The organism is Pedococcus aerophilus (assembly GCF_039532215.1).
In the GTDB taxonomy this organism is placed as follows: Bacteria; Actinomycetota; Actinomycetes; order Actinomycetales; family Dermatophilaceae; genus Pedococcus; species Pedococcus aerophilus.
The window spans coordinates 1,575,711-1,595,562 of record NZ_BAAARN010000001.1 but is presented as its reverse complement, the minus strand read 5'-3'; the positions used below and the strand labels follow the sequence as shown (position 1 = coordinate 1,595,562).

Annotated in this window: 20 protein-coding genes; 15 read left to right on the top strand and 5 right to left on the bottom strand. The window is 71.1% G+C overall.

Translation table 11 applies throughout. The annotated features are described in order from the left end of the window. The first annotated feature begins 2 nt into the window (after positions 1–2). The 3 genes from ABD286_RS07580 to ABD286_RS07570 are packed head-to-tail and all read left to right on the top strand — an operon-like array spanning position 3 to position 4,523. The gene (locus tag ABD286_RS07580) at positions 3–890 is read left to right on the top strand and encodes a carbohydrate ABC transporter permease (RefSeq protein ID WP_344191788.1); all 888 of its coding nucleotides are present in this window, start codon (positions 3–5) and stop codon (positions 888–890) included. Further along, complete coding sequence (locus ABD286_RS07575) at positions 887–1,714, top strand: carbohydrate ABC transporter permease (protein WP_344191786.1); 828 nt, start codon at positions 887–889, stop codon at positions 1,712–1,714. The genes ABD286_RS07580 and ABD286_RS07575 overlap by 4 nt, the downstream gene beginning before the upstream one ends. 34 nt (positions 1,715–1,748) lie before the next feature. Further along, positions 1,749–4,523 carry a sugar-binding protein gene (locus ABD286_RS07570; protein WP_344191784.1) on the top strand — a complete coding sequence of 925 codons (2,775 nt, stop codon included), beginning with the start codon at positions 1,749–1,751 and terminating at the stop codon, positions 4,521–4,523. 58 nt (positions 4,524–4,581) lie between these two features. On the opposite strand, the gene ABD286_RS07565 is transcribed toward ABD286_RS07570, so the two are convergent. Further along, complete coding sequence (locus ABD286_RS07565) at positions 4,582–5,115, bottom strand: YceI family protein (RefSeq protein WP_344191783.1); 534 nt, start codon at positions 5,113–5,115, stop codon at positions 4,582–4,584. 134 nt (positions 5,116–5,249) lie between these two features. Here ABD286_RS07565 and ABD286_RS07560 point away from each other — a divergent pair, with 134 nt between their 5' ends. From ABD286_RS07560 to ABD286_RS07525, 8 genes are all read left to right on the top strand, one after another. After that, on the top strand, positions 5,250–5,744 hold the full coding sequence (locus ABD286_RS07560) for a MarR family winged helix-turn-helix transcriptional regulator (protein WP_344191781.1): 495 nt from the start codon (positions 5,250–5,252) through the stop codon (positions 5,742–5,744). A 92-nt stretch (positions 5,745–5,836) separates the two neighbouring features. Beyond that, entirely contained in the window at positions 5,837–7,171 is a 1,335-nt protein-coding gene (gene hemL / locus ABD286_RS07555; protein ID WP_344191779.1) for a glutamate-1-semialdehyde 2,1-aminomutase, read from the top strand. After that, complete coding sequence (locus tag ABD286_RS07550; protein WP_344191777.1) at positions 7,168–7,815, top strand: histidine phosphatase family protein; 648 nt, start codon at positions 7,168–7,170, stop codon at positions 7,813–7,815. Before hemL ends, ABD286_RS07550 begins: the two co-directional genes overlap by 4 nt. Beyond that, positions 7,812–8,429 (top strand): TlpA family protein disulfide reductase, encoded by a 618-nt coding sequence (locus ABD286_RS07545; RefSeq protein WP_344191775.1) that lies wholly within the window; start codon positions 7,812–7,814, stop codon positions 8,427–8,429. The genes ABD286_RS07550 and ABD286_RS07545 overlap by 4 nt, the downstream gene beginning before the upstream one ends. Before the next feature lie 10 nt (positions 8,430–8,439). Continuing rightward, positions 8,440–9,204 carry a cytochrome c biogenesis CcdA family protein gene (locus ABD286_RS07540; protein WP_344191773.1) on the top strand — a complete coding sequence of 255 codons (765 nt, stop codon included), beginning with the start codon at positions 8,440–8,442 and terminating at the stop codon, positions 9,202–9,204. Between the two features lie 2 nt (positions 9,205–9,206). Further along, positions 9,207–10,763, top strand: coding sequence for a cytochrome c biogenesis protein ResB (gene resB / locus ABD286_RS07535; RefSeq protein WP_344191771.1), 1,557 nt, complete (start codon positions 9,207–9,209; stop codon positions 10,761–10,763). Then, a complete protein-coding gene (gene ccsB, locus ABD286_RS07530) occupies positions 10,760–11,779 on the top strand; it encodes a c-type cytochrome biogenesis protein CcsB (RefSeq protein WP_344191769.1) in 1,020 nt (339 codons plus the stop codon). The genes resB and ccsB overlap by 4 nt, the downstream gene beginning before the upstream one ends. Before the next feature lie 16 nt (positions 11,780–11,795). Then, positions 11,796–12,104 (top strand): DUF4229 domain-containing protein, encoded by a 309-nt coding sequence (locus ABD286_RS07525; RefSeq protein ID WP_344191767.1) that lies wholly within the window; start codon positions 11,796–11,798, stop codon positions 12,102–12,104. 11 nt (positions 12,105–12,115) lie between these two features. Here ABD286_RS07525 and ABD286_RS07520 read toward each other — a convergent pair whose 3' ends face one another. Beyond that, positions 12,116–12,724 carry an ArsR/SmtB family transcription factor gene (locus ABD286_RS07520; RefSeq protein ID WP_344191765.1) on the bottom strand — a complete coding sequence of 203 codons (609 nt, stop codon included), beginning with the start codon at positions 12,722–12,724 and terminating at the stop codon, positions 12,116–12,118. Positions 12,725–12,802: 78 nt separating this feature from the next. On the opposite strand from ABD286_RS07520, the gene ABD286_RS07515 reads away from it, so the two are divergent. Then, a complete protein-coding gene (locus ABD286_RS07515; protein ID WP_344191763.1) occupies positions 12,803–13,396 on the top strand; it encodes a dienelactone hydrolase family protein in 594 nt (197 codons plus the stop codon). Positions 13,397–13,408: 12 nt separating this feature from the next. Here the strand turns inward: ABD286_RS07515 and ABD286_RS07510 are convergent, their stop codons facing one another. The 3 genes from ABD286_RS07510 to ABD286_RS07500 all read right to left on the bottom strand — a co-directional run bounded on the left by ABD286_RS07510 (position 13,409) and on the right by ABD286_RS07500 (position 16,635). Further along, positions 13,409–14,776 carry an NAD(P)-binding protein gene (locus ABD286_RS07510; protein WP_344191761.1) on the bottom strand — a complete coding sequence of 456 codons (1,368 nt, stop codon included), beginning with the start codon at positions 14,774–14,776 and terminating at the stop codon, positions 13,409–13,411. 76 nt (positions 14,777–14,852) lie between these two features. After that, positions 14,853–15,959 carry a DNA glycosylase AlkZ-like family protein gene (locus ABD286_RS07505; protein WP_344191759.1) on the bottom strand — a complete coding sequence of 369 codons (1,107 nt, stop codon included), beginning with the start codon at positions 15,957–15,959 and terminating at the stop codon, positions 14,853–14,855. Positions 15,960–15,966: 7 nt separating this feature from the next. Continuing rightward, positions 15,967–16,635, bottom strand: coding sequence for a GNAT family N-acetyltransferase (locus ABD286_RS07500; RefSeq protein ID WP_344191756.1), 669 nt, complete (start codon positions 16,633–16,635; stop codon positions 15,967–15,969). A 116-nt stretch (positions 16,636–16,751) separates the two neighbouring features. On the opposite strand from ABD286_RS07500, the gene ABD286_RS07495 reads away from it, so the two are divergent. The 3 genes from ABD286_RS07495 to ABD286_RS07485 all read left to right on the top strand — a co-directional run bounded on the left by ABD286_RS07495 (position 16,752) and on the right by ABD286_RS07485 (position 19,840). Next, on the top strand, positions 16,752–16,985 hold the full coding sequence (locus ABD286_RS07495) for a hypothetical protein (RefSeq protein WP_344191753.1): 234 nt from the start codon (positions 16,752–16,754) through the stop codon (positions 16,983–16,985). A gap of 374 nt (positions 16,986–17,359) precedes the next feature. Next, on the top strand, positions 17,360–18,493 hold the full coding sequence (locus ABD286_RS07490; protein WP_344191750.1) for an HNH endonuclease signature motif containing protein: 1,134 nt from the start codon (positions 17,360–17,362) through the stop codon (positions 18,491–18,493). A gap of 234 nt (positions 18,494–18,727) precedes the next feature. After that, positions 18,728–19,840 (top strand): hypothetical protein, encoded by a 1,113-nt coding sequence (locus tag ABD286_RS07485; protein ID WP_344191748.1) that lies wholly within the window; start codon positions 18,728–18,730, stop codon positions 19,838–19,840. Positions 19,841–19,852: the final 12 nt, after the last annotated feature.

The window sequence follows — 19,852 nt, the reverse complement described above, 5'->3', positions numbered from 1 at the left end:
GGATGGCGAACCCCTCGGGCCCGCCCGGCGAACCCCGCAACATCGCCTGGCTCTACCTGCTCCCCGCGTTCGCGGTGTACGCCGCGTTCCTGCTCTACCCCCTCGGCCGTGCGGTCCAGATCTCGTTCTACGACTGGAACGGGAACACCCTGGCCACGTGGGCCGGGTTGGACAACTACGCCGACGTCGTCACCGACCCTGCGCTGAGGGCGTCGTTCGGCCACGCGCTGGTGCTCATGGTGTTCTACGCCGTCGTGCCCACGGTCATCGGGCTCGGGCTGGCCGCGATCCTCAACCGCGCCAAGGTCCGTGGGCTCGGGTTCTTCCGCACGGTGGTGTTCCTGCCCCAGGTCGTCGCGATGGTCGTCATCGCGGTGGCCTGGCGCCGGATGTACGCCCCCGACGGCACCGTCAACGACCTGCTCGGCGCGGTCGGCCTCGACTCCCTCACCCGTGGCTGGCTGGGCGACTACACGGCCGCACTGCCTGCGGTCGGGTTCATCGGGACGTGGTTCGAGATCGGCCTGGTGACGGTGCTGCTCCTCGCCGGTATGGGGCGCATCCCCGGTGAGCTGTACGAGGCCGCCCGCCTCGACGGCGCCGGACCCTTCCGGGAGTTCTTCGCGGTGACGCTGCCGTCGGTGCGGGGCGAGATCTCGGTCGCGTTGACGCTCACCGTGATCGCAGCGCTGCGCACCTTCGACCTCGTCTACGTCACCACCCGTGGCGGCCCGGGGACGAGCACCTCCGTGCCGTCGTTCGAGGTCTACAACCGCGCCTTCCAGCAGGGCAAGGTCGGCTCGGCCGCAGCCATCGCCGTGGTGCTGACGCTCATCATCTTCGCGATCTCGTTCGCCATCACCCGCATCGCGGAGAGGGACGAGCGATGAGGGTCTCGCGCGCCGAACGGACCGGCAACTACGTCATCCTCATCGCCTTCGCGGTCTTCGCGCTGACCCCGATCCTGACGGTCCTCGGTGCCGCCCTCGGCCCCGACGACGCCGCCGGCGGGGTGACGTCGGGTGGGGTCCTCGGGCTGCACCCCGGCAACTTCGCGCAGGCGTGGGACATCGGACGCTTCGGCAGCTACCTGCGGACCAGCCTGCTCGTCTCCACGACGGTGGTCGTCGTCAGCCTCGTGCTGTCGATCTTGTCGGGATATGCGTTGGGCACCATGCGTTTTCGCGGTGCGACCGTCGTCTTCTACCTCTTCCTGCTGGGCATCATGATGCCCAGCGAGGCGGTCCTCGTGCCGCTCTACTACGACCTGCGGGCGCTCGGCCTGACCGACACCCTCTGGGCCGTCGTGCTGCCACAGGTCGCGCAGTCCGTGGCGTTCGGGACGTTCTGGATGAGGGCCTACTTCCGCAGCTCGAGCCGGGCCCTGGTCGAGGCCGCCCGCCTCGACGGCGCCTCGACGTGGCGGATCCTGTGGCAGGTGCTCGTGCCGCTGGCGCGGCCCGCGGTCGTGACGCTGACGGTGCTCGTCTTCATGTGGACGTGGAACGAGTTCCTCATCCCTCTGGTCATGGTCACCTCGGAGAGCCTGCGCACGGCGCCGCTCGGCCTCGCCTTCTTCCAGGGCCAGTACACCCAGGGCTTCACCCTGCTCGCCGCCGGTGCCTGCATCGTCGCGACGCCCGTGGTCCTGCTCTACGTCTTCCTCCAGCGCCACTTCATCGCCGGGATGCTCGAGGGGGCAGTCCGGGAGTAACCACGCACCGCAACCCCGACCCAGGAGGTCAACGATGATCGCAGGGACACGACCACGCGCCAGAGCGGCAGCCTGCGCTGCAGCCCTGGCCACAGCGACAGCCCTCGGGCTCGCCGCAGCCGGTGGCGCAGCAGCAGCGCCGCAGGACCGAGGAGGGCCCAAGCCGCCGGACCGCACCACGTCGGCGGGCACGCCGGTCGACCTCGGGGCGCTGTTCATCGGGGCCCACCCGGACGACGAGGCGGGGCAGCTCTCGGCGTACGGCGAGTGGCGAGAGAAGTACGGTCTGCGGACCGGGGTCATCACGGTGACCCGCGGCGAGGGCGGGGGCAATGCCGTCGGACCCGAGGAGGGACCGGCGCTCGGGCTCCTGCGCGAGAAGGAGGAGCGTGCCGCGGTCGGCAAGGCCGGCATCACCGACGTCTTCAACCTCGACAAGGTCGACTTCTACTACACCGTCTCCAACCCGTTGACCCAGCAGATCTGGGACCACGAGGACACCCTCGGCAAGGTGGTGCGGATCATCCGCCAGACGCGGCCGGAGATCCTCTCGACGATGAACCCCGCGCCGTCACCGGGCAACCACGGCAACCACCAGGAGGCCGGACGCCTCGCGATCGAGGCGTTCACCGCGGCCGCCGACCCGACGCGCTTCCCCGAGCAGCTGAGCAAGGAGGGCCTGAAGACCTGGGCGCCCCTGCGGCTGCTCGTGCGCGGCTCGGCCGCCACCTCGCCGACCGGCGCGGCGTGCGCGACCGGGTTCACCCTCAAGGACACCACGCAGAACGTGTACGGCGTGTGGTCCGGTGAGCGCGCGAAGTCAGGTCGGACGTGGGCCGCCATCGAGCGCGACGCCCAGCGGGTATACGCCTCGCAGGGCTGGGCGACCTTCCCCGACGTGCCCAGCGACCCGAGTGCGCTGGGCTGCGACTACTTCCAGCAGGTCGACTCGCGGGTCCCGTTCCCGGCGCCGGGGTCGGCTGCCGCAGGCAAGCCTTCGGCAGCGCTCGACGGTGCCGTGACCCGCGCCGCGGGAACCGTGCCGCTCGGCACCCGGATGCGGGTGGCCACGACGAAGTTCGGCGTGCTGGCCGGCCAGCCGTTCACGGCGACCGTCGAGGTCACCGCACCCGCCAAGGGTCTGCACCGTGCCTCGCTCAAGCCCTCGGTCCCGTCCGGGTGGACGGTCGTCGGCAACGGTGACCTCGGCACCGTCAAGGCGGGCCGGACGGTGACGAAGACGTTCACCGTGACACCGGCCGCCGGCGCCACCGTGGGGGAGCGCGCCCGCGTCGCCGCGACCCTGCGCACCGACGAGGGCAACGGCTACTCCGACCGCCCGGTCCAGGTCGTGGCCCCGGTGGCCGGCAGCCAGCAGCTGCTGCCGCAGGTCGCCGACTTCGAGAAGTGGACCGGGGCGACCGCCGGCCAGCCGCAGCTGAGCGGCACGGTCAGCCCGGTGCTCTCGCTCGCCTCCGGCGCGTCGCGCCAGGTGCGGGTCGACCTGCGCAACAACTCGGCTGCCCCGCAGTCCGGGACCGTGGCCCTCGACCTCCCGGCGGGCTTCACCGCCCAGCCGGGCACGGCGGCGTACGGGCCGGTCGCGGCGGGCGGCACGGGGGCGGTGACGTTCACCGTCACCAACACCGACACCACGCTCAAGACGTCGAACCAGGGCGGCACCCTCGGCGCACCGGCCGGTGACTACGCCTACACGATCACCACGACGTCGGCGGCGGGCACGAGCAAGGCGGCTGCCGCGCTCGAGCTGGTGCCGCGCACCACCATCGGGCAGGCCGCGGCCGCACCCGAGGTGGACGGCGTCGACACGGCGGGGGAGTACCCCGGCGAGGCGATCGACATCTCGCGCCTGTGGGAGGGCACGGCCTGCACGTCGGCCGCCGACTGCTCGGCGACCGCGAAGCTGGCCTGGCGTGACGACACGCTGTTCGTGCTGGTGGACGTCACCGACGACACCCTCGGCACGAAGCTCGACGCCGCCGACTGCAAGCGGCACTGGCGCACAGACTCCGTGGAGCTCGCGATCGACCCGCGCGGGACGTCGGAGAACACCTCGACGACCTTCAAGGCGGCGATCCTCCCGGTGACCGCGGAGGGCGGCCCCTGCTACGAGCGGGACGCCGACAACCACCAGGGTCCGGGAGCCGAGACGGCGCCGGGGATGAAGGTGGCGTCGAAGGTCCGGTCCGGCGGGTACACCGTCGAGACGTCGATCCCGATGTCGCTGCTCCCTGGGGCGGTCGACCCGCAGCGGATGGGGCTGAACCTGTTCGTCTACGACTCGGACACGCAGGACAAGACGGGGCAGACGCGCATCGGCTGGTCGACGTGGGGCGGGGTGCAGGGTGACCCGTACCGCTGGGGCCAGGCGGAGGTCGAGGGCTACACGCCGCCGGCCGGTCGTCCGACCACGGCGCCCGAGCCGGTGATCCCGCTCAGCGCACTGTCCTCGCTCGACTCGCCGCAGAGCCTGCAGCAGGCGGTGGCCATCGACGTCCCGCTCGCCGGCGGCGCGGCCAGCACGCGGGCGAACAGCGGCTGGGTGGACAAGGCCCGGCTGCGTGGTGACACGGCTTTGGTGCGGATGCGCGCGAACGCCGCGGGGACCGCTCATGTCCACGTGGTCGACGCGACCGGCGTCCTCGGCAGCCGGACCGTGAAGGTGGCGGCGGGGAAGCACGAGTACGGCGTCGTGCTCGACCGTGAGCCCAAGGGCGGGGTGACGGTGTACGTCGGGTGGCAGGACGCCGCCGGCGGCACCCTGGCCTCGAAGGCCACCGCCCGCTGAGGTGATGCAGAAGGGCCCGGTTCCGTCACGGAACCGGGCCCTTCTCGCGCGTTCAGGCTCAGGCAGCCTTGACGAGCTGGATGTCGAGGTTGATCTTGATCTTCTCGGAGACGAGGACGCCGCCACCCTCGAGGGCAACGTTCCACTCGAGGCCGAAGTCCTTGCGGTTGATCTCGGTGCTGGCCTCGAAGCCGGCCTTCTGGTTGCCCCACGGGTCGGTGGCGAGGCCGTTGAACTCGAGGTCGAACTCGACCGGCTTGGTGACGCCCTTGATGGTGAGGTCGCCCTTGAGGGTGTCCTCGGTGACCTCGGTCGAGGTGAAGGTCATGGTGGGGTTCTTCTCCACGTCGAAGAAGTCCTCGCCCTTGATGTGCGCGTCGCGGTCGGCGGAGCCGGTGTCGACGGAGGCGAGCTGGACCGTGGCGTTGATCGTGGAGGCGGTGACGTCCTCGGGGACGGTCGCGGTCGCCTCGAACTCGTTGAACTTGCCGCGCACCTTGGTGACCATGAGGTGGCGGGCGGTGAAGCCGAGCTCGCTGTGCGAGGCGTCGACGTTCCAGGTTCCGGCGGAAAGGTCCTTGATGCTGGCCATGATGGTGTCTCCTGTGGTGAGCCGTGGTGGTGGCGGGTGTGGTCCGCGGGACTTTTCCGCGGTGTCACTGGGTTGAACATAGCAGGATTGATTTATATTTCAACAACACCGAGGAGATGGAATACTTGACGACCATGAGCACCGCCGTGACCGCACCACCGCGTTGGCTGACCCCCGATCAGCAGGAGGCGTGGCGCGCCTACCTGCGCGGGAGCCGGCTGCTCGAGGCGGCGCTGGACCGGGACCTGCAGTCCCACGGGGTGCAGCTCTCCGAGTACGAGATCATCTCCATGCTGTCCGAGGCGCCGGGCCGCCGACTGCGGATGTCCGGCCTCGCCGACCTCGTGGTGCAGTCCCGCAGCCGCCTCACCCACACCGCCGCCCGGTTGGAGAAGCGGGGTTGGGTGCGTCGTGAGTCCTGTCTCGAGGACCGCCGCGGGGTCGAGCTCGTCCTCACCGAGCTCGGCCAGCGGTCGGTCGAGGAGATGGCCCTGGTCCACATCGAGAGCGTCCGCCGCAACATCGTCGACACGATGACGCCCGAGCAGTTCACCACCCTCGGGGTGGCCATGGCCGCGATGCGCGACGCGATCCTCGCCGGTGGCCTGCCCTCCTGCAGCGAGGTCTGAGTCCTCCACCACCCCCGTGCGGTGTGAGTCTGCGCACGCCTGCCGCCACACCCGTCCGTCGCTCCTCAGGAACGGCTGTGACAATGGGTGGCATGACGGCACACCCCTTCGACGCCCCGGCTTCGCAGGCCCTCCTCGAACGCGCGCTCGCCGTGACCCCCGGGGGCGTGAACTCCCCGGTCCGAGCCTTCCGCGCCGTCGGTGGCACGCCCCGCTTCATGGCCTCCGGCACCGGCCCGTACCTCACCGACGTGGACGGTCGCGAGTACGTCGACCTGGTCTGCTCCTGGGGTCCGATGATCCTCGGTCACGGCCACCCGGCAGTCGTCGAGGCCGTGAGTGCTGCTGTCTCCCAAGGCTTCTCGTTCGGCACGCCCAGCGAGAACGAGGTCGCGCTCGGCGAGGAGATCGTCGCCCGCGTCGAGCCGGTCGGGCAGGTCCGCCTCGTCTCCAGCGGCACCGAGGCGACGATGAGCGCCATCCGCCTCGCTCGTGGCTACACCGGTCGTTCGCTCATCGTGAAGTTCGCCGGCTGCTACCACGGCCACGTCGACTCCCTCCTGGCCCAGGCAGGCTCCGGTGTCGCGACGTTCGCGCTGCCCGACTCCGCGGGGGTGCCGAAGGAGATGGCCGCCGAGACCATCGTCCTGCCGTTCAACGACCTCGCAGCCGTCGAGGAGGCGTTCGCCGCCCGCGGCTCGGAGATCGCCGCGATCATCACCGAGGCCTCGCCGGGCAACATGGGTGTCGTCCCGCCGGCCCCCGGCTTCACCGAGGGCCTGCGCCGCATCACCGCCGCGCACGGTGCCCTGCTCATCTCCGACGAGGTCATGACGGGCTTCCGCTGCTCGGCCGCCGGGTGGTACGGGCTCGAGGGCCCGTATGCCGCCGGGGCACCCGACCTGTTCACCTTCGGCAAGGTCATGGGTGGCGGCTTCCCCGCCGCGGCCTTCGGTGGCCGCGCCGACGTCATGGCCCTGCTCGCCCCGGTCGGGCCCGTCTACCAGGCGGGCACGCTGTCGGGTAATCCCGTCGCCACCGCTGCCGGACGCGCCACCCTCCAGCAGTGCACCCCCGAGCTCTACGCCCGGCTCGACGAGGTTGCGGACGCCATCACCGGCGCGCTCGACACCGAGCTCGGCAGGGCGGGGGTGCCGCACACCATCCAGCGGGCCGGCTCGATGTTCAGCGTCTTCTTCCGCGACGGCGCCGTGGGCAACTACGACCAGGCGCGCGACCAGCACGTCCCGGCGTTCGCCGCGTTCTTCCACTCGATGCTCAGCCAGGGCGTCTACCTGCCGCCGAGCGCGTTCGAGTCGTGGTTCGTCAGCGGGGCGCACGACGACGCCGCGGTGGACCGCATCGTCTCGGCCCTGCCCGCCGCGGCGTCGGCGGCCGCCGAGTCGTTTGCGACAATCGACTCATGAGCACCGCCCCCCGCACCGTGGTGCACCTGTTGCGCCACGGCGAGGTGCACAACCCCGACGGGGTGCTCTACGGACGGCTCGACGGCTACCACCTCTCCGAGCTCGGCCGGGAGATGGCGCAGGCTGCCGCCCGCCACCTCGAGGACCACGACGTGACCCACGTGGTCGCCTCGTCGCTGACCCGGGCGCAGGAGACGGCCACCCCGATCGCGCAGGCGCACGGGCTGCCCATCACCACCGACGACCGCGTCATCGAGGCGGGCAACTCGTTCGAGGGGGAGCGGGTCGCCGGCATGCGCGCGTCGGCCTTCGTCCACCCCCGCTACTGGGGTCGCCTGACCAACCCGCTCAAGCCGTCGTGGGGCGAGCCGTACTCCGAGATCGCCACCCGCATGGTCGAGGCGATCGCGGAGGCGCGCGAGCACGCCCGCGGCCACGAAGCCGTCCTGGTCTCCCACCAGCTGCCCATCTGGACCGCCCGCAACCAGCTCGCCGGGCGACACCTGTGGCACGACCCGCGCAAGCGCGAGTGCCGCCTCGCCTCCCTGACCACCCTCACCTACGTCGGTGACGACCTCGAGGCGATCGAGTACTGCGAGCCGGCCGCCGCCCTGCTCACCCGCTCGCACGGAGGCACCGGATGAGCCCGACCTTCCTGCGCACCCCCCGTGTGGCGCGTGCCTCGGCGCTGCTCGCCGTGCCGGTCCTCGCGCTGTCCCTGGCAGCGTGCTCCGAGGACCCGAACTCCATCGCGGCGCAGGCGAAGTCGGGCAGCCGGCAGGGGTACATCTCCGGTGACGGCACCGTCGAGACCATCGCCGCAGCCAAGCGCAACAAGCCGCTGGAGCTGTCGGGCAAGACCCTCGAGGACCAGCCCTGGTCGGTCGCCGACCAGGCCGGCAAGGTCGTCGTCCTCAACGTGTGGGCCTCGTGGTGCCCGCCGTGCGAGAAGGAGGCGCCCGAGCTCAAGGACGCCGCTGAGAAGATCTCCGCGGCCGGGAAGCCGGTGGTGTTCATGGGGATCAACACCCGCGACAACCCCTCCTCGGCCATCGCCACGGCCAAGCGGCAGGGCATCCCCTACCCGTCGCTGGACGACCAGGACGGGACGATGATCCTCGCCCTCCAGGGCAAGGCGCCGTCCCCTCCCGTCACCCTCGTCCTCGACCCGACGGGGCGCATCGCGGCCCGGGTGGTCGGCGAGGTGACGTCCTCGACCCTCACCGGGCTCGTCGACGACGTGCTGGCCGAGAAGTAGGTCGTCGCTCTTGACTGCTGATGTCGCGGACACGGTGACCTCTGGCGCCCTGCCGGTCGCCGTCGTCGTCGCGCTCCTCGCCGGCATGGTGTCGTTCGCCAGCCCGTGCGTGCTGCCGTTGGTCCCCGGCTTCCTCGGGTACGTCACCGGGCTGTCCGACGAGGCCCTCGAGCAGCGGTCGAGGCACCGCATGGTGGCCGGCGCCCTGCTGTTCGTGCTCGGCTTCACGGTCGTGTTCATGGCGACCACCGCGTTCCTCGCCGGGGTCGGCGCGACCCTCGTGGAGAACCGTCAGCTGCTCATGCGGCTCGGGGGAGTGCTCGTCATCCTCATGGCGCTGGTGTTCCTCGGTGTCGGGACCCGGGCCGGGTCCCAGCGCGAACTGAAGATCCACCGCCGCCCGGCCTCGGGCCTCGCCGGGGCGCCGCTGCTCGGCGCGGTGTTCGGTCTCGGGTGGGCGCCGTGCACCGGCCCGACCCTGGGCGCGGTCGTGACGCTGGCGACCTTCACCGACGACCAGCCGGCCGTCGTGCGCGGCATCGCCCTGGCGCTGGCCTACAGCCTCGGCCTGGGCCTGCCCTTCCTGCTCATCGCCGCCGGGTTCGAGCGCTTCGGCAGGGTGTCTGCCTTCCTGCGCCGGCACCAGCGCGGCATCCAGCTGTTCGGCGGCGGCCTGCTGCTGGTGATCGGGGTCCTCCTCGTCACCGGTGTGTGGGAGTCCTGGACCCGATACCTGCAGACCTCGCTGGTCAGCGGATTCCAGACGGTGATCTGACCATGGCCGAGAGCATCACCCAGCCGAAGCTGGGCCTCGTGGGGTGGCTGCGCTGGATGTGGCGCCAGCTCACGAGCATGCGCACCGCCCTGTTCCTCCTGCTGCTGCTCGCGATCGGCGCCGTCCCCGGCTCGATCTGGCCGCAGCGCAGCATCGACTCGGCGCGGACGGCGGACTACATCGCCAACCACCCGAAGTCCGGGCCGCTGCTGGACAAGCTCGGCTTCTTCGAGGTCTACGCCTCACCCTGGTTCGCGGCGATCTACCTGCTGCTGTTCATCTCGCTCGTCGGCTGCGTCCTGCCGCGCAGCAAGGTGCACTGGACCGCCATGCGCTCGAAGCCGCCGCGTGCCCCGGCCCGGCCGGAGCGGCTGCCGGCGTCCGGCCGGCTCGAGCTGGACGTCGAGCCGCAGGTGGCGCTGGACGCCGCCCGAGAGGTGCTGCGGGGCAAGCGGTTCCGCACCGACTCCCACGACGAGACCTCTGTCAGCGCCGAGAAGGGCTACCTCAAGGAGACCGGCAACCTCCTGTTCCACCTCTCGCTGATCTTCGTCATCGTCGGAGTCGCGATCGGCCACCTGTGGGGGTGGAAGGGTGACGTGATCATCCCCGTCGGCAAGACCTTCTCCAACACGCTGCTCCAGTACGACACGTTCAGCCCCGGACCGTGGGTCGACCCGTCCGACCTGTCGCCGTTCACGCTCAAGGTCGACCGCCTCGACGCCACCTTCGAGGAGAACGTCACCGGTCGTGGCCAGTTCGGCCAGCCCCGCGACTTCACGGCGCACGTCACCACGGAGGCCGAGCCCGGTGCCGCGGGGAAGCAGTCGACGATCAAGGTCAACCACCCGCTCGAGATGACCGGCGCCGGTGTGTTCCTGCTCGGCAACGGCTACGCCCCCGTGATCACGGTCCGCGACAGGGACGGCAACGAGACCTACAGCGGGCCAGTCCCCTTCCTCGCCCAGGACAACAACTACACGTCGGTGGGCGCGGTCAAGGTCACGGGCGCGGGCCCGAAGCAGCTCGGCTTCTCCGGGTTGTTCCTGCCGACGGCGATCATCGACAAGGACAAGGGGCCGACCTCGGTCTTCCCCGACGCCAAGAAGCCGGCCCTCGCGCTGACGTTGTTCGAGGGCACCCTGTTCCCCGGCGGTCGGCCGCAGTCGGTCTACGTCCTCAACACCGACGAGATGACCCAGGTCGAGACGGCCAAGGGCGAGCCGCTGCGCATCTGGCTCGAGCCCGGGCAGACGTACACGCTTCCCGGCGACCGCGGCACGATCAGCTTCGACAGCGTCGACCGGTTCGCCGGGCTGTCGATCCGGCACGACCCCGGCCGCTTCATCACCCTGGGTGCGGCGCTCCTCGCGCTGGCCGGGCTGATCGGGACCCTGGTGGTGCGCCGTCGCCGGGTCTTCGTCCGGGTTTCGCCTGCGCAGGACGCGGGACGTACCGTGGTCACTGTCGGCGGACTCGCCAAGGGTGACGACGACGGGCTCCAGGAGGTGGTCGAGGACATCCTCGCCACCGTGCAACGACGATTGGGCAGCGCATGACCGACGAGACCCTGGCTGGCTACGCCAACGTCAGCCTCTACTCCGCGATGGCGGTCTTCACGATCGCCATGCTGTGCTACGCCGTCTACCTCGCCGGGCTGCTCCCGGCGCGCGACCGGGCAGGTGCCCGGGAGGCCGAGGCCGCGGTCGACCGTGACCGCGAGCTCGTCGCGGCGGGCGCCCCTGCAGGGGAGGCCGAGTCGGCCGCGTCCGCGACCCACGCCGGACGTCCGGGTCGCCCCGGCAAGCCGGACGAGTCCGACGTCCCGTCCCGCGCCCGAGCGGCTGCCGGCATCGGTGCCACGACGACCTGGCTGGGCGGGATGCTGCTGCTCGTCTCGGTCGTCCTGCGCGGGCTGTCCGTCGAGCGCTGGCCGTTGGGCAACATGTTCGAGTTCGCCGTGATGGGCTCGATGTTCACCTCGATCGCCTTCTCGGTCTGGGCGACCAAGCGCGACCTGCGCTGGCTGGGCCTGTTCATCACCGGCCCGATCCTGCTCGTCCTCGGCATGGCCGTCCGCGTCTGGTACACCGAGGCCGCAGAGCTGCTCCCGTCGCTGCAGAGCTACTGGCTCATCATCCACGTCACCGTCGCCGTGCTCGCGACCGCGATCTTCACGCTGGGGGCGGCGGCCACCGCCATCTACCTGGTCAAGGACGCCTTCGCTCGGTCCGGCCGCAGCAGCGTCCTGGACCGGTTCCCCGACACCGCCTCCCTCGAGCGCACGGCCTACGGCCTGCACATCGTCGCGTTCCCGCTGTGGACGTTCACCCTCATCGCCGGGGCCATCTGGGCCCGACAGGCTTGGGCGTCCTACTGGAACTGGGACCCCAAGGAGGTCTGGACCTTCGTGATCTGGGTCGTCTACGCGGCATACCTGCACTCGCGGGCGACCAGCGGGATCAGCCGCCAGACGGCGAGCTACATCGCCCTGGCCGGCTACGCCTGCATCATCGTGAACTTCGCCGTCGTCAACGTGTTCTTCGTCGGCCAGCACTCCTACTCAGGCCTGTAAAGGATCCACCCGAACCATGCTGCGGTACTCCGTCCTGCGAATCCTCATCTTCTTCGGGGTGCTCTCGCTGCTCTGGCTCGTCGGCCTGCGCGACCAGGACCAGCAGTGGATGCTGCTCGTCCTCAGCGCCCTCATCTCGATGGTGCTGTCGTACTTCGTGCTCGCCCGGTTCCGCGAGGAGAGCACCCGTCAGCTGGCCGAGCGGGTCCAGCGCCGCACCGAGGCGAAGCAGGCCGCCGCGGCCGCGGGCCACGGGACGGTGCACGGGCGCGACGAGGGCGACGAGGACACCGAGGACGAGCGCGGGCCGGTCGAGTACCGCTGAGCGACTGCGCCTCAGTCGTCGGTGTCGGGTAGCCGGGGCCCGTCCGTCGGGTAGATGCCGACGGCGAAGCCGTACACGGTGTCGCCCGACCGGGGGAGCTCGTCGAACTCCTGCACCAGGGCAGCCATCCGCTCCCAGAACTCGCCGACCCGTTCCTGCGGGAGCCGGGCGTGGCGGATGAAGCCCCAGAGCGTCCCGTCGCGGAAGGCGGCGGCCGACTCCTGGGCGGCGACCTCGAAGTCGTTGAAGTCGCCGGGCAGGTCCGGCTCCTCGGCACCACGCTCCACTGCCACGTAGAAGATCCGCGCGGTGCGGCCGTAGAACCGCTCCTCGACGGCGCGGACCCGGCGGGTGCGGACGACGCGGACGAGCCCCGCGTCGGCCAGTGTCTTCACGTGGTGGGCGATGGTGCTCTTCGGCCGGCCGAGCGCGGTGGCGAGCTCGGTCACCGTGGCGGCCCGTTCGTGGAGCAGGCCCAGGACCGCCGTGCGCACGGGGTTGCTGATCGCGCGGACCTGCGCCGGCGTCGTCAGCGCGAACCGGTCGGCGAGCTCGTAGCCGGGAGGCGTGGCGTCGGGCGTGGCGTCAGGCGTCGCGTCGGGCGGGGTGTTGTCAGGCATGGCGTGCTCAGACTACTCTCACAGAACGTTCCAGATTCATGGATCGTTCAGCAGAACGATGAGGAAGGACCATTCGCCATGGCTGAGGTAGTCGTGTTCCACCACGTCCAGGGGCTCACCCCGGGGGTGCAGGCCTTCGCCGAGCAGCTGCGTGCGGCAGGGCACACGGTGCACACGCCGGACCTGTTCGACGGCGCGACGTTCGCGACGATCGAGGAGGGTATGGCGCACGCCCGGTCCGTGGGCTTCGGTACGGTCCTCGAGCGCGGCGTGGCCATTGCCGAGGACCTGTCGCCCGAGCTCGTCTATGCCGGGTTCTCGATGGGGGCGATGCCGGCGCAGAAGCTCGCCCAGACCCGTGCCGGGGCGCGGGGCGCGCTGCTCCTGCACGGCTGCATACCGGTCTCGGAGTTCGGTGAGCGCTGGCCGGACGGCGTCCCCGTGCAGGTGCACGGCATGGAGGCCGACCCGTTCTTCGCCGAGGAGGGCGGTGACCTCGACGCGGCCCGCGAGCTGGCGGCGTCCACCGACCAGGCCGAGGTCTTCCTCTACCCGGGTGAGGAGCACCTGTTCACGGACTCTTCGCTACCGGCCTACGACGCCGCGGCGACCGCCCTGCTCATGGAGCGGACCCTGGCGTTCCTCGACAGGGTGGGGCGCCCGGCTGCGTGAGCGCCGGTCGGCTCACCCGAGCTCGACGAGCCGGGCCACGCCCGCTGGCGTGTGGGTCGCCAGGCGTTCCCGGACGTCGTCGAGCTCGGCCGACCCGGCGCGACCGGGCGGTGTGCGCGCCGGGTTGAGGGCGACACCCGCCGACCACTCCCGGATGTCGTCCTCGGCCGAGAAGGCTGCGGCGTTGCGGGTGCCCTGGACGATCATCCGGGCCCAGTCCGAGAGGGTGTTGCCGTACTGCGACGGAGAGCAGATCCGGTTCTTCTCAACGTCGTCGTCACGGGTCGCCTCGACGTAGCCGGTCACCGCCGCCCCGAAAGACGGGAAGCCCGCCCTGACCGTCTGCAGGGTGATCGCCTCGGGGCCCCAGACCGGCACCGTCCCCGGGATCCTGAGGCCGTCTGCCGCACAGTGCACCACGACGGCGTCCGGCGCCACGGCGACCGACCCGTCGGCGAAGGTGAGCCGTCCACGGCTGACGGACTGCAGGTGCCCGCGTCGCACGACATTCTCGATGGTGCTCAGCTGGTCGCGTTCCCAGCCGGCCAGGGTGGGCGCCTTGGCCATCGTCGGGGTGACGGTGCGGTCGATCCGCAGCATGATCCCGAGCTCCTCGAGGCGCAGGAACAGCGCGTCGAGGGAGCGGGCGTGGCGGGCCGCCTCCATGAGGTCGGCCAGCATGCCCAGGAAGACCACCGGGTCCGGCTGGATGACCGCTCGGTTCAGCATCCAGGGGTCGCGTGGACGGACCCAGCAGATCGCGTCCGGGTCGACTCCTCGGGCGAGCAGCCAGATGCAGGCGTCGGTGGCGGTCTTGCCCGAGCCGACGACGACGTACTGGCTGGGCGCCACGTCCAGCCTCGCCAGGTCGTTGACCGGCACCACCCGCACGTCGTCGGCGACGGCGAAGGGAGGCGGTGTCTCCGCGGGGATGCTCGGCGACAGGTAGTGGGCGTTCACGACCCGGCAGCGGCGCGGGACCTCGAAGTCGGCGCCCGACACCCGTGAGACGAACCTGCGCTCGCCGACGTACTCGGTGTTGGGGAAGAACTCGACGCGGCCGCCCTCCACCAGCCGGTCGAGGACCTGCGCGTAGTAGCTGCAGATCTCCGGCTGGGTGGCCCGCTCCTGCAGGCCCTGCTCCGGACCGTGCTGCTGGAGCCGCCCGCCACCCAGCAGGGTCGAGGCGACGCCGTAGAAGCACGAGGACTGGTGGAGCCGGACGAAGGGGTACGCGCCCAGCCAGTGCCCACTGACGCCATGCCGACGGTCGACCAGCGCGACCCGGACGTCCGCGTGGTCGACGAGGGCATCGGTGAAGGCCATCCCCATGGCACCGGCCCCCACCACGAGGTAGTCGGCCTCAACGACGCGCGTCACAGGGACACGCTGGCACCGTTTGGGTTGCGCGTCCATGGTCATTCGGTGAGAGGTCCGGAGCGCAGGTGCGGCTCGGTCAGTGCAGCTCGAGCTCCAGCTCTGCGCCGAGGATCTCGGAGAGGCGTGCCGTCTCCTGCTCGAGCTTCCCCCGTGGCGGTGCCTGCGGGGCCAGCCAGGACACCAGCAGCGCCTCGCGCCTCCTCGACCAGGTGCCGCGGACCACGCCGCCACCGAGGACGGGGTTGGCCTTGCGGGTCATCAGGTCGCGCAGCGCAGGGGGAGTGACGTGCTCGTCCTTGGTGCCGGGCCCCAGGACCCACTGGTCGTGGCCGGGCAGGAACCGCACCGCGTCCGACGGTTCGGCAGCGAGGAGGTCGTCCAGGTCCGGTCGCAGGAGCAGGGCCTGGGTGCTGTCGACGTCGAGCTCGACCACGTCGTCGGCGAGGGCGTCGAGCCATCCGTCGAGGCGCTTTCGGCCGGCGCTGAGGCCCTTGCCGAGCCAGTGGTGGACGTGCTCGCGCGTCGTGGGCCCGTAGGTGCGCAGGTACTGCCTGACCGCGTGCCGGCCTGCGTCGTCGAGTGCAGGGATGCCGCGCCAGTGGGTGTTCGTGTCGAGCCGCTGCAGGGTGAGCCGACCATCGCGAGCGGGGGCGATGCTGACGTCGCCCTGCCAGGTCAGCGGTTTGACGAGCGTGCCCGCGCCCTCGTCGAACACCGGCTCCAGGTGGCGGTAGGCGCGGTGCCCGGCCAGGGCCGCACCGAGCTCGATCACCGTCAGGGGCCGGTCGGCGACGGCGTCGCGCACCGCGGCCCGGAAGTCGGGCCAGGCCTCGGCGCTCAGCCCGTAGTAGTCCACCCAGCTGGTGCGCTCCCACTGCCGGCCGGCGGACCTGAGTGCGAGGTAGGCGCCGCCGTCCTCGGGGGACAGGTAGTGGACGGCACCGCGAAAGGCGAAGGCCTTGATGACCGTGCCATCGGCCAGCGCCGTCGCCAGGGCGCCGGGGGCCGATCGCGTCTGGCGCGTGCGGACGGCCAGCTCGGCCAGCGACTCGTCCATCGACGGCACGGCACCGAGCCGTCGTACGACGTCCGCCACCGCGGAGGTGCCGACCGGCGCAAGGAGGTGACGCTGCATACGCCAGGACAGGGCCTGGTCCCACGTGACCGACGGACGGGCTCCCACGGTGACCTCAGCGGGCTGCGGCGACGGTGGTCACCATGACGCAGTTGCCCGGGCCCTTGGGGCGGTCGTAGGTGAAGCCCTCGCGCTCGAACAGGGCGCGGGTGCCGGAGTAGAGCACCGACTTCTTCCGGCCGTCGTTGTCGTGGGGGTACCCCTCCACGACACCACCCCCGGCTGCCGCGACGAGGTCGAGGACTCCCCGCAACGCGACCGCGGAGACGCCCGAGCGGCGGTACCGCTTGTCGACGAACAGGCAGGTGATGCGGTAGTCGGGCAGCCGCTCCGCGGTCTGCTCGTACTCCTTGCGGTGGTAGATGTTCGGCAGCTCGTCGGGACTGCCGTACTGGCACCACGCCACCGCCTCGTCGCCGTGCATGACCAGCGCTGCGTGGGCGCGGTCGCAGCGGACCAGGCGCTCCTTGAGGGCACGGTTGGAGTCGGCTTCGTACGTCTTCTCGCCCGCCATGGTGTGGAAGTACGTGCACCAGCACCCGCCGAACACCCCGTTGTGCCGTTCCATGAGCGCTGCGTATGCCGCCCACGTGTCCGGCCCGAGTGCCTCCACCCTCAGCTCGTCCGCCGTCGCGCGCGCGGTCGTCGCGCGCTTCCCCGTGGCTCTTCCCGTGGTCGTCCCCGCCATGGCGTCACCGTAGACCCGGTTGCGGACGATCCACATCCGCAACCTGGTGAAGGTGCACGGTGAAGGCGTGCGGGATCCCGTATCACCGGTAGGTCGGCCGCCTCCTTCAGACAGGGGTCGGACAACCCGTCGGGCCCAGTTCGGAGGTCGTCATGCGGGACGAGTTCACCTCCCGGGTCGCGAGTTTGGCAGTCGTCGTGGCAGCCCTCGCGACCCTGGGAGCAGTCATCTACCTCTCGGTGCGCGGTGAACAGGTCAACGAGTACCTCGCCGGTCTCGCCGGGCTCACCGTCGGCGCGCTGTTGCCGTCACCGCTGTCCGGGCACTCCTCGGCGACGCCTCAGCGGGGACCGGCGACCCCGCCCGGCGAGCCAGCCGCGGGATGATCCCAGCTGACGGCGCGCGGACTCGTCGTCCACAGGTGGGCGGTCTGTGGTTGACATCCGCAGTCTTGGTATGGCGTGGAATGTGTTGCGGGGCAACGGGTTTCGTCGTGGTCCGGGTGGGGTGGGCTGTCGGTGGTCGCCGGTAGTGTCGGTGTATGGGTCAAGGTCAGACGTTGGAGCAGCGACGCGAGGCGATCGCGGCTGCCCGGGTGGCGTTGACCGGGATCGGTGACTGGTTGTGGCAGGCACCTGGCAACACCAGTGATGGCAGCTCCGCTAGTGGTTGCACTGCTGGTGGTGTGGGTGGGTTGGCGGAGCTGTTGGGTGAGGTCGATGCGTTGGGGTCGGTGTGTGACGCGGCCCGGGTGGCGGTGGTGGGTGAGGCCATCGACCGTGGTGAGCCCGGCTCGGGGGTGCGGGCGATGACTGCGGTTCAGTGGGTGCGGGAGTTCGCGCCGTCGACGCGGGCGGGTGGGGCTCGGGCGGTGGTCGAGGTTGCGGCGGCGTTCGCGAAGCCGGTGAACGAGCCGGTGCGGGTGGCGGTGCAGTCGGGGCGGTTGCCGGTGCGGTCGGCGGCGGTGGTGGTGACGGAGGCGGACCGTCTGCGGCCGGTGCTCGCGGCCGGGGCGGAGCCGCACGTGCTGGCGGGCCTGGTCGACATGGCGGTCGAGCACGGTCCGCGGGGGTGTCGGATGGTTCGGCCGGCGCTGCTGGCCCGGTACGGCCGCGATGGGCAGCTGCAGGTCGAGCAGGACGTGGCACGCCGGTTCGTGGCCTTGTCCGGGCCGGCGGATGACGGGTCGGGCATCTCGGAGTACCGGCTGGTGCTGGATACCGAGGGCAGGGCGGTGCTGGAGGCGGCGTTGGGTCCGTTGTCCGCGCCGCGACCGGTCGAGGGTGAGCGTGACCTGCGGTCGTGTGACCAGCGCCGCGGTGAGGCCCTGGTCGCCTTGGTGCGGCGGGCGGTGGCGGCGGGGCAGGGGGTGGGTCCGGTCGCGAAGGCGCAGCTGGTGGTGACGGTGGACTGGGCTTCCTTGGCCAGCGGTGTGCGTGGCGCTGGGGTCACGGTGGGTGGGGCTGATGCCGGGACGTTGATCGCCCCGGAGACGGTGCGCCGGTTGGCGTGTGACGCGTCGGTGTTGCCGGTGGTGCTGGGGTCGGCGGGGGAGGTGCTGGACCAGGGGCGGGCGGCGCGGTTGTTCACGACGGCGCAGACGCGCAGGTTGTGGCTGCGTGATGGTGGGTGCACGTTCCCGGGGTGCTCGGTGCCGGCGCAGTGGGCTGATGCCCATCACCTGGTGCACTGGGCTGATTTCGGGGTCACGGATGTGGGTAATGCGGCGTTGTTGTGCGGGCGGCACCACACCGTCGTGCACTCCCGACGCCTCGCAGGCCAAGTCGTGGCAGGCCTGGGTGAGGGCGGCGGGGGTGAGCGGGTCGAGTGGGACCTGACCCTGGGCAGCTACGACCAGCTGCTCGCCCGGCGGGCTGCGCAGGAGCCAGCGTGACCCCGCTCCACACCCCGCCCACGCGCGCGGGGTGGTTGCCCTGCCCGCGCCACGAGATGCCTGCGCTCCAGAGCATTTCTTGAGCGGGTGTTGGTGGTCGTCACGAGCGTGGACCGGCGCCTCTCACGCCTTCGCATTGCTATCTTCCACAGGAGGACGGACACCGACTGCGGAAGGGGTCGAGGGATGGGGCCGATGAATGACCAGGCCGCACCTCTGCCACGAGCAGCCCCGATGGCGAAGGACGATCCGGTCGTGCAGTGGCTGCTGCAGGGCGATCCAGCGATCCGTTGGCAGGTGCTTCGTGACCTCGTCGGGGCCTCCGAGGCCGAGGTGGCGACCGAGCGGGCGCGGGTTGAGCACGAGGGCTGGGGTGCTCGGTTGCTGGCACAGCGGGCTCCTGATGGCCTGTGGGCGAACGGGGCCTGCTTTCCCGGTACCGCCGCATTCGCTGAGGCCACCGCGCGGGCTCTGGCTGCCGGTGAGCCACCGCCGCCCTTCCCGTCCACCGAGGGAGAGTCGACCGAGGCGCCGACCGAGGCGCCGACAGACGCGCCGGCCGACGCGCCGACCGACGAGTCGGGTGCCGAACCGGGCCAGCCCTGGACCGCGACCTACCCGGTGCTGCTCGACCTGTGCCACCTGGGAGTGCCGCCCGGCGGCCCGGCCTTGCAGGAGACCGCACACCTGGTGGAACGCAACTGCCGCTGGGAGTACGACGGCCTGCCGTTCTTCGCCGGCGAGGTGGACTGCTGCATCAACGCCGGCACGATCCTGATCGGTACCTACCTGGGCGTCGACGTCGACCTGCCGGTGCAGCGGCTCGTGGCTGACCAGATGCCTGATGGTGGCTGGAACTGCTGGGCCACGACGCGCCCGGCGCCGTCCTCGTTCGCAAGCACCTTGGACGTGGTCGACGCTCTGCTGAGGTGGGAGCGCTGGACCGGCGGATCTGACGAGGTCCGTCGGGCTCGGGCGAAGGGAGAGGAGTACCTGCTGCGGCGCAACCTCTTCCGGTCAGCACGCACGGGGGAGGTGGTCGACCCGGAGTGGGCTCTGTTCTCCTACCCCCCGCGCTGGCACTACGACCTGCTCAAGGCCACGGAGTACTTCGCCCTGCGTGGAGGCACTCCGGATCCGCGGCTGGCCGAAGCCGTCGAACACGTCCGCAGCAAACGCCAGGGCGACGGGCGTTGGCTGCTCGAGAACACCCATGCCGGCGAGGTCCACTTCCGGTTCGAGGAGCCCGACGGCGGGCCCAGTCGGTGGAACACCTTGAGGGCGCTGCGCGTGCTGCGCTGGTACGACGCGTCCGCCCCCTCCGTCAGCGCGAGCCAGGCGCGCTGACGACAGGTGGCG